Annotated in this window: 13 protein-coding genes (1 of these 13 only partly in view); 8 read left to right on the forward strand and 5 right to left on the reverse strand. The window is 44.3% G+C overall.

Features of this window, described 5'->3' with window-relative positions; genetic code table 11:
• Window positions 1–3: 3 nt before the first annotated feature.
• Genes rsmB through def form a run of 3 tightly spaced genes read right to left on the reverse strand, consistent with a single transcriptional unit; the run spans window position 4 to window position 2,772 of the window.
• Window positions 4–1,287, reverse strand: a complete 1,284-nt coding sequence (rsmB, locus tag AC2CZC_RS06480) for a 16S rRNA (cytosine(967)-C(5))-methyltransferase RsmB (protein WP_063360140.1) — start codon at window positions 1,285–1,287, stop codon at window positions 4–6.
• The gene (fmt, locus tag AC2CZC_RS06485) at window positions 1,287–2,231 is read right to left on the reverse strand and encodes a methionyl-tRNA formyltransferase (RefSeq protein ID WP_063360139.1); all 945 of its coding nucleotides are present in this window, start codon (window positions 2,229–2,231) and stop codon (window positions 1,287–1,289) included. The genes rsmB and fmt overlap by 1 nt, the downstream gene beginning before the upstream one ends.
• Before the next feature lie 31 nt (window positions 2,232–2,262).
• Window positions 2,263–2,772: a peptide deformylase gene (gene def, locus AC2CZC_RS06490; protein WP_063360138.1), complete on the reverse strand. Its 510-nt coding sequence runs from the start codon at window positions 2,770–2,772 to the stop codon at window positions 2,263–2,265.
• A 116-nt stretch (window positions 2,773–2,888) separates the two neighbouring features.
• On the opposite strand from def, the gene AC2CZC_RS06495 reads away from it, so the two are divergent.
• The 6 genes from AC2CZC_RS06495 (at window position 2,889) to hemF (ending at window position 7,824) form a co-directional block, all read left to right on the forward strand.
• The gene (locus AC2CZC_RS06495) at window positions 2,889–4,001 is read left to right on the forward strand and encodes a LysM peptidoglycan-binding domain-containing protein (protein ID WP_063360137.1); all 1,113 of its coding nucleotides are present in this window, start codon (window positions 2,889–2,891) and stop codon (window positions 3,999–4,001) included.
• 25 nt (window positions 4,002–4,026) lie between these two features.
• A complete protein-coding gene (gene dprA / locus AC2CZC_RS06500) occupies window positions 4,027–5,106 on the forward strand; it encodes a DNA-processing protein DprA (protein WP_063360136.1) in 1,080 nt (359 codons plus the stop codon).
• A 2-nt stretch (window positions 5,107–5,108) separates the two neighbouring features.
• Window positions 5,109–5,582 carry a DUF494 family protein gene (locus AC2CZC_RS06505; RefSeq protein WP_063360135.1) on the forward strand — a complete coding sequence of 158 codons (474 nt, stop codon included), beginning with the start codon at window positions 5,109–5,111 and terminating at the stop codon, window positions 5,580–5,582.
• Window positions 5,583–5,752: 170 nt separating this feature from the next.
• On the forward strand, window positions 5,753–6,331 hold the full coding sequence (locus AC2CZC_RS06510) for a DNA topoisomerase family protein (protein ID WP_063360170.1): 579 nt from the start codon (window positions 5,753–5,755) through the stop codon (window positions 6,329–6,331).
• The gene (gene tsaC, locus AC2CZC_RS06515; RefSeq protein ID WP_484584239.1) at window positions 6,318–6,893 is read left to right on the forward strand and encodes an L-threonylcarbamoyladenylate synthase type 1 TsaC; all 576 of its coding nucleotides are present in this window, start codon (window positions 6,318–6,320) and stop codon (window positions 6,891–6,893) included. Before AC2CZC_RS06510 ends, tsaC begins: the two co-directional genes overlap by 14 nt.
• A gap of 4 nt (window positions 6,894–6,897) precedes the next feature.
• Window positions 6,898–7,824 (forward strand): oxygen-dependent coproporphyrinogen oxidase, encoded by a 927-nt coding sequence (hemF, locus tag AC2CZC_RS06520; RefSeq protein ID WP_063360133.1) that lies wholly within the window; start codon window positions 6,898–6,900, stop codon window positions 7,822–7,824.
• A gap of 46 nt (window positions 7,825–7,870) precedes the next feature.
• Here hemF and AC2CZC_RS06525 read toward each other — a convergent pair whose 3' ends face one another.
• Together AC2CZC_RS06525 and AC2CZC_RS06530 are read right to left on the reverse strand one after the other, a co-directional pair.
• Window positions 7,871–9,478: a methyl-accepting chemotaxis protein gene (locus tag AC2CZC_RS06525; protein WP_484584240.1), complete on the reverse strand. Its 1,608-nt coding sequence runs from the start codon at window positions 9,476–9,478 to the stop codon at window positions 7,871–7,873.
• Window positions 9,479–9,581: 103 nt separating this feature from the next.
• The gene (locus AC2CZC_RS06530; RefSeq protein ID WP_484584241.1) at window positions 9,582–10,043 is read right to left on the reverse strand and encodes a group II truncated hemoglobin; all 462 of its coding nucleotides are present in this window, start codon (window positions 10,041–10,043) and stop codon (window positions 9,582–9,584) included.
• A gap of 26 nt (window positions 10,044–10,069) precedes the next feature.
• On the opposite strand from AC2CZC_RS06530, the gene aroE reads away from it, so the two are divergent.
• Together aroE and AC2CZC_RS06540 are read left to right on the forward strand one after the other, a co-directional pair.
• A complete protein-coding gene (gene aroE, locus AC2CZC_RS06535) occupies window positions 10,070–10,879 on the forward strand; it encodes a shikimate dehydrogenase (protein WP_484584242.1) in 810 nt (269 codons plus the stop codon).
• Window positions 10,880–10,881: 2 nt separating this feature from the next.
• Window positions 10,882–10,974, forward strand: the beginning of a protein-coding gene (locus tag AC2CZC_RS06540) for a DUF1488 family protein (protein ID WP_484584243.1). It continues 147 nt past the right edge of the window; only the first 93 of its 240 coding nucleotides appear in the window; its start codon is at window positions 10,882–10,884; its stop codon lies off the right edge, out of view.

Consider the following 10,974-nt stretch of genomic DNA (forward strand, 5'->3'; position numbering starts at 1 on the left):
CGTTTAGAGTTTTTGCAACTTGGCGTAATAGAAGCCATCCGTGATGCCAGGCAATAATTGCAAGCCAGGCTGTTCAACCTTGTCTTGTGCATGCAAAGCAATGTGCTGTGCATCGTCTGTGCGTGATAAGAAAGCACTGATCTGCTGGTGGTTTTCTTCCGGCAAAACAGAGCAGGTCGCATAGACTAAAGTACCGCCTGACTTGAGTAATGGCCAGATATTATCCAGTATTTTGGCTTGTAACGCTGCCAGTTCATCAATGTCAGCTGCGCGTCTTAACCATTTGATATCAGGGTGACGGCGGATCACGCCAGTTGCAGAACAAGGTACGTCTAACAGAATACGATCAAATTGCTCGCCTTGCCACCAGTTATCAGGTTCATCGGCAAGCCCATGCACGCACTGTGCTGTTAATGACAAGCGATTAAGATTATCGGTGACGCGCTCTAAACGTTTCTCATCAGCATCTAATGCGGTGACTTGGGCATCTGCAAGTTCTAATATATGACAGGTTTTTCCACCCGGTGCTGCGCATGCATCTAAGATATTATCTCCATCTTGTGGTGATAATAAGCGGGCTGCCATTTGTGCCGCGGCATCTTGCACAGAGCTTGCACCCGTTGAGAAGCCCGGTAATTTTGTCACATCTACTGGGTGGTCAAGTAAAATACCATCAGGGTGCGATTCATCCAGAGTATAGTCAATGTCTGCTTTATCTAGTTGCTGAGCGTAGGTATCCGTGTCGGCTTGACGCTGATTTACACGCAGCCACATAGGGGCTTGTAGCTGATTGGCTTCTAGAATGTCAGACCAAGTCTCTGGGTAAGCAGCCTGAATCTTTTTAATAAACCAACTTGGGTGATTGTACTGACAGACCATGATCTCATTCGCACTTTGCTCAAGAGTTGCCTGCTGACGTTGAAAGTTGCGCAGTACTGCGTTGACTAGGCCTTTCATGCCTGGCGCACCTAATGACTTAAGTGCATTAACGGTTTCTGCTACTGCTGCATGAGCGGGGACGCGCATATGCTGAAGTTGATAAATACCGACATAAAGCAAAAACTGAAAAACGCGACGCTTGCCTCGTAATGGTTGATCAAGTAACTGCTGACAATAGTTTTCAAGGCTCGGCAAATAGCGCAGCACGCCGTAACACATTTGCTGCAGTAAAGCGCGATCTTTGACTGGTAGCTTTTGGCTGGCATAAGGCAATTGCGCTGTGAGTGACTGCCCTTTATCGACGACTTGAAATAGTGTTTGTGCCGCGAGTGCGCGTACATTTGCCATTAGGCACCTACCTTATTGCCAGGTGTTACCCATTCAGCACGACCATTTAAAAAGTCTTGCGCTGACATTGGCTTTTTACCCTGCGGTTGAAGTTGGGTGATTTGTAAGGCATGGGTGCCACACGCAACGACAATACCTTGCTTGTCTGCGCTTAAAACTGTTCCGGCTTCACCTTGTTGTTCGACGACATTGGCCTGCCAAATTTTCACTGTTTGTGACTGCATTTGCGTAAAGCACATCGGCCATGGGTTAAACGCGCGGATATTACGCTCAATTTGTGCAGCTTCCATGGTCCAATCAATGTCAGCCTCTTGCTTAGAGAGCTTTTGTGCATAGTTTGATAGGGCGTCATCCTGAACTTCTGGGGTGATGTTACCCGCCGCGAGCTTATCTAGCGTTTCTACCAATGCGGACGGACCTAATTCTGCAAGTTTTGCATATAGGCTTGCACTGGTTTCTTGCGTATCGATTGGACACGTGGCGATATGTAGCATATCACCGGTATCTAAGCCTTCATCCATTTGCATGATGGTCACACCGGTTTCTTGATCCCCAGCCCAAATTGCGCGTTGAATAGGGGCAGCACCACGCCATCTTGGCAAAATAGAGCCGTGTACGTTAAGACAGCCAAGTTTAGGCGTATTTAATATGGCCTTTGGCAATAGTAGTCCATAGGCAACCACGACCATGACATCAGCATTTAACTCAGCAAGTTGTTGCGTTGCTTCGTCGTTTTTTAGAGAAGCGGGCTGGATAACTGGCAGGTTATTCTCTAGAGCGAGTGTTTTTACTTCACTGGCTTTTAGTTTTTTTCCGCGACCAGCTGGTTTATCTGGTGTACTGTACACTGCAACAACTTCATGATGGGAGTTGAGCAATGCTTGAAGATGGCGTGCAGCAAAATCTGGCGTGCCCGCAAACACGATACGTAAAGGGGTATTCACGAATAATCTGTCCAATAAAAAATGTGTATGATTACGCTTTAGCCGCTAGGCGCGCTTCTTTTTCAATTTTCTTCTTGATACGTTGGCGCTTAAGTGGCGACAGGTAATCAATGAAAAGCTTGCCTGCAAGGTGGTCTAGCTCATGCTGTATACAGTTTGAGAGCAGTTCTTGCGCATCAAATTGGTACTCTTCACCGTTTTCATTGAGGGCCTTGACGGTCACTTTCTCAGCTCGGTCTACTTTTGCATATGAGTAGGGTACAGATAGACAGCCTTCTTCGCAGACCATAGTCCCTTCTGTGGCGATGATTTCAGGGTTGATCAAAACATATGGTTCATTGCGTTCTTCTGATACGTCGATCACCACAATACGTTGATGAATATCAACTTGTGTTGCTGCTAAACCAACGCCGTTTTCTTCATACATGGTTTCTAACATGTCTTTGACGATTTTACGGATTTCATCATTTACTTCTTCCACCGGTTTTGCCACTGTACGCAAACGCTCGTCTGGAAATGTAAGCACTTCTAACTTTGCCATGGATACCTTTTACAGTCTGTATAAATGGGGTAATGTATGCTCTTATTTTAGCCATTCACGTTCCCCTTTAACAGGTTTTGGTGGATAATATCTAAAAATAACTCAAGGAATTCGGAATGAAATCTCAAATTGCAGCCTTATTACTGGCAGCTTCAGCTGTATTCCCTACGATGGCCGATACTTTGACGGTTAAATCTGACGCGCCCAAACGGTATGTGGTTAAGAAGGGTGACACACTATGGGATATTTCGAGTTTGTATTTAAATAGCCCTTGGAAGTGGCGAAAGCTTTGGCAGCAAAACCCGCAAATTGATAATCCGCATTTGATTTACCCCGGTAATATTTTATCGCTTGGAAAGGATGAACATGGTAATCCGATATTAGTAATTGACAAAGGGGTAAGAAAATTATCGCCACACGTGCGTATCATAGCAGAAAAAGGCACCGCAATACCGACGTTACCTCTCTCGGTATTAGAGCCTTACTTAAGTTACGATCAAGCACTTGATCAAGCTGACATTGATACGTATCCCATTGTACTGGGTGCCAGCAAAAATTTTAAAATGAGCATTACAGGTCATTTGCTGTATGTAAAAGGCAATCTCGTTCGAGGTGGAAATTATGGTATTTACCGTCGTGGCAGTGCTTATAAGGATGGTCTAGCAACACTGGCATATGAAACCATCTTGGTGGGGACTGCACGTGCTTTAAAAGCGGGAAATATTTCTGAAGGGGTGCCGAGCACTGTAAAAATTGAAGCGGTTAAAAGGGAAGTTAAGGCGGGTGATTTTTTAATGCCACTGCCGCAAGGTCAAGATTTAAAAGCGACTTTTAAAATGAGCAGGCCAACAGAAGCGGTTGATGGCACCATTATCGCCAGTAGCAATCAACACAGTGAATTTGGCCCTATGTCTGTTGTGGTGTTGAATGTAGGGAGTAAGCAGCAATTAGTTGAAGGCAGCGTATTGGACATATTACGCCAGTCCCCGACAGTTGTAGAGCGTAATGGGACGCCAAAATACATAGAAGACTCTAGCAGTCTTGATAAGCTTATTGGGGAAGTTGGCTCTTGGTTTGGTGAAGAAAACAGTGAGAATAGCACTGTATGGCACATGCCCAGTGAAAAAGTGGGTGAGCTGATGCTATTCAAAGTCTATGACAATATTAGTTACGCGATGGTCATGAAAACGTCTCAACCAGCTCAGATAGGAGACAGCGTAACGAATTAAATTAAACATTGCTCAAGGAGGGAGCATGACACATTTATCATTAAGAGAAGCTGTGGCTTTATATCTATGTCGTGGCATCGGTGTGAGCACCATCTTGGCGTTAAAACAAAAAGCTGAATTATCTGAGCTTTTTACTTTTTCTAAACCTGCACTTTGTCAGTTAGGGCTGGGTGACCACATAGCACAGCAACTGGTCACCATAGATTGGCCTAAAGTGGATAGTATCCTTGCACAGTGCTTATCTTCAAAAATTCAAATAATCCATTATTTTGACACCCATTATCCTGAGTCGCTAAAACAAATTTGTAGTCCACCTTGGTTGTTATTTTGCCGTGGCAACAATGAGCTGTTGCATCAACCTCAAATTGCCATTGTGGGCAGTCGCAGTGCATCTCGGTTAGGGATGGACAACGCTTATGATTTTGCCAAACAGCTGGGAGACGCTAATTTTGTTATCACCTCAGGCATGGCAAGAGGTATTGATGGCGCTGCACATCGCGGTGCTCTGCAAAGTATGCGGGGGACGATTGCGGTGTTGGGGACAGGTGCCGATGTGATTTATCCAAAGCGTCACGACGAGCTGTATTGGCGCATTGTTGAACAAGGCTTGATAGTCAGTGAGTTTTTGCCCGGTACTAAACCTCATGGAACTAATTTTCCAAGACGCAATCGAATTATATCAGGACTCTCTTTGGGCGTGTTATTGGTTGAAGCTGAGATTAAAAGTGGTTCACTGGTCACTGCGCGTTATGCCATTGAGCAAAATAAAGAGGTATTTGCTATTCCAGGTTCCATTCGCCACAGTTTATCTGAGGGGTGCCACTTTTTAATAAAGCAGGGCGCAAAGCTGACTGAAAATGTCAGTGATATTATTGAAGAGGTGAGCTTTTTACCCGAAAACAGTCTATATATTATAGAAAGTGAGAAAAAACAGGAGGCTTGCCTCGTTTTGCAAAATCTCGGTTATGAGGTAACTGACGTTGATACCTTAGCACAGAGGACCCAGTGGCCAGTAGAGCAGGTACTTGCCAGACTATTGGACTTAGAGCTTGAAGACAAAGTAGAACGTGTATTAAACGGCTACATCAAATTAGCGAGGGGTTAAATATGTTTGATATCCTGATGTATTTATTTGAGAACTATATTCACAGCGAAGCGGATATCTTCGTAGAGCAAAATCAGTTAACAGATGAGTTAGTTGGCGCAGGCTTTGATCAATCAGAAATATATAAAGCCTTGGATTGGTTAGAGCAACTAGCAGATCTTCAACACAGTGACGAATTTCCTTACTTAAACGCAAAACCAGACTCAGCGATACGCATTTATACGGCTGAAGAGTGTCGAGTACTTGATGTAGAATGCCGAGGTTTTTTAATGTTTGTTGAGCAAATAGGCGTGATTGATAGCACGACCAGAGAAATGGTCGTTGACCGTATGCTGGCACTCGAAAAATCATCTATTTGTTTGGATGATTTGAAATGGGTGATTTTAATGGTGCTATTTAATGTACCTGGAAAAGAGCATGCCTATGCACAAATGGAAGATTTAATCTTCGAGCAACCATCAGGGTTACTACACTAACAATGCCTGCGGCATATTTGAACTATCAAAGTGCCGTAGCAAATTCATGTCATCAGTTTTTCTAACTCTTTCGAATATGCTTATCTCGACTAATTTATGTGTAATTCTATTGTCCTTATATTGATACACGCAGTAAAATAGCGCAAAGCATGCACACTGAAGGTAAACAAATGAGTAAAATTGATCACTCTCTTTTTAATGCAGATAAACATGCATTAGAAAAAGAATATGAGATCTGCCCAAAATGTGGTTCAGAGCTGGTGGTCAAGCACTCTAAAAATGGGGCATTTCTCGGCTGTGCCAATTACCCAACATGCGATTATATGCGCGCCTTTGCTCATCATGAGAGCAACGAAATCAAAGTATTAGATGATGCACCTTGCCCAGAATGTGGTCGAGCATTGGTGATCAGAAATGGTCGATATGGCATGTTTATAGGGTGTACCGGTTACCCAGAGTGTGACTTCATTGTGCATGAAGAAGAGGAGCAAGCAGATACACTTCCTCAGTGCCCTAAATGTCATAAAGGGCATCTACAGAAAAGACAGAACAAGTACGGCAAGTTTTTTTATGCGTGCGATGCTTATCCTAAATGCAAATATAGTTTGAATCAGTATCCCGTAGCACATCAGTGTGAGCAGTGCGATTGGCCTGTGATGGTGCAAAAAAAGCGGGCTGGAAAAGCTATGTTACAATGTCCGCAAAAAGCTTGTCAGCATATGATTGAGGATCCCTATGAGTCACAATGAAAATCAAACAGCTAAGCCGCAATCTGCGATTGATGCATTGCAGCAAGGTGAGTTGATCTGTTACCCCACTGAAGCCATTTTTGGTTTGGGGTGCGATCCGGATAGCGAAAGTGCGGTACATAAACTTTTGGCGTTAAAAGAGCGCCCAATTGAAAAAGGCCTAATCCTGATTGCTGACAATTTTGCCCAGTGTTTAGACTATGTCGATGACGCAAAAATCCCAATGGATAGACGTGCAGAGATCTTTTCAGCATGGCCAGGACCGGTCACCTGGGTTCTACCTGCCAAATCGACGACACCAAAATGGCTGACGGGTGAGCATTCGAGCGTCGCTGTTCGAGTGACCGATCATCCTGTTGTGAAACAACTCTGTAAGACATTTGGTAAGCCACTCGTATCGACCAGTGCTAACTTCAGTGGTGAAGAGCCTGCAATGACCATTGATGAAGCCAAAGCCATGTTTAATGAACGCGTTGGTTTTTATCAAGAGGGTGAGTTAGGTGGTCGCACTGCACCAAGCCAAATCCGTGATGCCATGACAGGCAAAGTATTTAGGAGCTAAGTGCGTGAGCAAAGTGAATTTAGAGACGGTCAAGGCATTCTTATTGCAGTTGCAAGATGCTATCTGTGCGGGCTTAGAGCAAGCTGACGGCAGGGGTAAATTTGTGGAAGATAAGTGGGAGCGTGCAGAAGGCGGCGGCGGTCGAACACGGGTGCTTAGAGGCGGAGATGTCATTGAGCAGGGTGGAGTCAATTACTCTCATGTTTTTGGCGCGTCAATGCCTGCATCAGCAACAGCGCATCGACCAGAATTAGCGGGGCGAAGTTTTCATGCCTGCGGCGTCTCTTTGGTTATTCACCCAAAAAACCCTCATATACCAACCAGTCACGCCAATGTGCGTTTTTTCATTGCTGAAAAAGAAGGCGAGGCGCCGATTTGGTGGTTTGGCGGTGGCTTTGATCTAACGCCGTTTTATCCGCATTTGGAAGACGTTAAGCACTGGCACCAAGTCGCAAAAGACCTATGTGACCCATTTGGTGATGACGTGTATCCGCGGTATAAAAAGTGGTGTGATGATTATTTTTACTTAAAACACCGTGATGAGACCCGGGGTGTAGGTGGATTATTTTTTGATGATCTGAATGAGTGGGGCTTTGATAAGAGCTTTGCCTTTATGCAAGCTGTTGGCGAAGGCTTTTTACCTGCTTATGTCCCCATCATTGAGCGCAGGAAGGCTTCCCAAGTGACTGAGCAAGAGCGCGAGTTTCAGCTTTATCGTCGAGGCCGATATGTTGAATTCAATTTAGTATGGGACAGAGGCACATTATTTGGTTTGCAAAGCGGTGGTCGTACGGAGTCCATTTTGATGTCGATGCCGCCATTAGCTAGATGGGAGTATGACTTCACCCCGGAGTCTGGCTCTAATGAAGCAAAGTTATATGAGCATTTCTTAAAACCACAAGATTGGTTGAATATAGACGCGCTCTCATAAATTGGTTGAGTTTTAAAAAAGGAGCGTGATGCTCCTTTTTTAATGGTTAGTCTAATTTGAACCCTCGCACCTGCTCATCCAAAGATCGGGCTAGCTCGAGTAGCTCTTCACTGACTCGTTTACTACCGTGGGCATCTTCCAAAGATTGCTCGGCATTATCCCGAATGGCGACGACACTTTGGTTGATCTCTTCAGCAGCTTGGTTTTGTTGCTCAGTGGCATCGGCAATTTGCACATTGAGCGCATTGATCTCATGCATTTGAGATGAAATATCCTTTAACGCCTGAGCAACCTGTTGCACTTGCTGTGCGCGATCATCAGCCTCTGCACAGGAAGCCGTCATTGCGTTAACGGTTTGCTGTGCTTCTTGTTGTAATTTATCTATGGTGCGGCGTATCTCATCAGTAGAGTCATGAGTACGAGTTGCCAGCGTTCTCACTTCATCAGCAACTACGGCAAACCCTCTACCTGCTTCGCCTGCGCGTGCGGCTTCTATAGCAGCGTTGAGCGCCAGCAAATTCGTTTGCTCAGCGATACTGCTTATCACCTCTAGCACTTTGCCAACAGCCAGAGTTTGTGTTTGCAATTGGCTGACTTGATTAGCCGCATCTCGAATATCATCGGCTAATTGATTGATACTTTGCTCGGTGGTGTGGGCAATCGACATACTTTGCTCTGCAAGGTGATTGCTACTGTCAGACTTTTCAGAGGCAAAATGGGTAGTATTTTTAACTTCACTGGATGAGCTCTCTAGTTCATTGATTGCGGCAGCGACCGAATCTGTCCCTTGCTTTTGCGCTTGTATGGCTTCTTCTGTGGTTTCTGCAGCGGTGTATATATGCTCTGCAGAATGGATCAAGATTTTTGATGAACGGGACACCTCGGCAATACTATCTTTAAAGGCTGCCATCATTTTATTGAAGTTAGTAGCAAGGCGGCCTAGCTCATCATCTATATCATCTTCAATGCGTAAGCTTAAATCTTGATTGGACGTAGCAAGACGCATGGTTTTACCAAGCCTTTTTAAACGAACAATAAATAGTTTGCGGAACAAGATACCTAAAATGATGAACGCAGTGGCAAAGATGGTACTTAGTAGTGCGGTACTAAATACGGTATTGGTATCGACAGTATTATCGATATCGCTCAGAGAGTAGCTGATTTTGACTGCGCCTAACACATCACCTTCTTGCGCTTGATGGCAGCCTAAGCAATTTGTGCCCTTGTAATCAGCACTGGCAACCATAGGTTTTAGGTAAGTCATAACTCGCTTATCACCGCGTTGCTCGATGACTAATAGTTCTTCACCTCTGAGTACCGCATGTTCAGCATCCGTTTGTGGGGATTCGTTGGCATTTCCTTGGCCGTAAAGCTTATTGACTTTATCACCACGGACGATGTGAGCATCTTCAATATTGTCATGGTTACGAAGCTTTTCCCCGAGAATATGGCGATTAGACATAGTGCCGGTGAGCATCATGGTATTGATAGAGTCGAAGTAATTATCGGCCAGTAATCGAATATTGGTTTCGACAGTTTGCTCGGCGAGGTTTTTTTGTTGACTACTATTGCTCAAGATACTGGCTATGAGTACCAATACACCAGTAATGGCGAGCAGGGCATATATTTTATGTTGAATAGACTTCACACGCATCGCACCTAATAGAAATTAAGCATTCATTATGCGTGTGAATAAACCCGTACCATTTGACTCAGCGCAAAAGTGACTTCGCTAATGCAAAATTACAAATAGCACGCTAGCCTTGGTTAATCATATGTGTCGCTAATTGTGCCAACGACTTTCTTAAGCCTTCACGCAGTAGTGGGTTATCAATCTCAGCATCTAGTGCTTTATCCATGCAATACATCCATTGGTCACGCAGGTCTTGGTTGATAGTAAAAGGCATGTGGCGCATTCTCAGACGCGGATGACCATGCTTTTCTACAAATAAGTCAGGACCACCCAACCAACCTGACAAGAATTCAAAAAATACCTGACGGATCCTATCAAGTGGCAGTGGGTGCATGTCGTAAAGTGGTTTTGCATAGGGATCGCTTTCCATAACATCATAAAAGCGATTTGCCAAAGCGAGCGCCCCTTTTTCACCACCAATTAATTCATAGGGTGTGCGTTCGGGGTTAGGTGCATGATGATTTTGCGATGTCTTAGGATCTTCACTTGCATCTTTATTAAAGATACGTTTAATTAACTGCTTCATTCACTATCACTATTGTTAGGCTAAAAATGGATAAATACGCGGTTTTTGGTAACCCGATAAAGCATTCTAAATCGCCAGAGATTCATTCGCAATTTGCATCTGAACTTAATGAGCAGATTGACTATACCGCTATATTGGCGCCGGTAGATGGCTTTGTTAGTAGTATCAATGCGTTCTTTGCAGATGGCGGACTTGGAGCGAATGTCACTTTACCGTTTAAGGAAGAAGCGTTTAATTATGCTGATCTGCTCACTGAGCGGGCAAAACTGGCTGGCGCTGTTAATACATTAAAGCGACAAGATGATGGAACAGTATTAGGTGATAATACGGATGGTGCTGGCCTAGTATCGGATTTACTGAGACATCATGTGCAATTACAAGATGCTGTCATTTTGCTATTGGGCGCTGGTGGTGCAGCAAGAGGGTGTATATATCCATTATTGCAGGCTGGTGTTAAACACATCGTAGTAGCAAATCGTACGGTGTCAAAAGCGCAACAATTAGCGACGTTATTTGCCCCTTACGGTGAAGTCACAGCTGTGGCACTCAATGAAATCCCACATTTACCTTACACAGGTGTGATAAACTCGACATCCTCGAGCGTCACTGGTGACATACCGAATATTGCAAGTAATGTCGTGGCGCAGACAAGCTGGGGCTACGATATGTTTTATAGTGATACGCAGACGAGCTTTTTAAACTGGATTGCGACGCATAATTCAAATTGTCAGCTAATTGATGGTATTGGTATGTTAGTTGGGCAAGCTGCTGAAGCGTATACTGTGTGGCGAGGTAAATCTCCAAATGTTGAAGCGGTATTGGAAAAGGTAAAATAATCATGAATCAAGCAGTCTTATTTAATGATGATATTCACTATGACGTTGCGCATAGTCGATTAGTCTTTACTGCCATGGTTTCTGGCATGATAGTG

The organism is Pseudoalteromonas sp. MMG033, assembly GCF_057197785.1.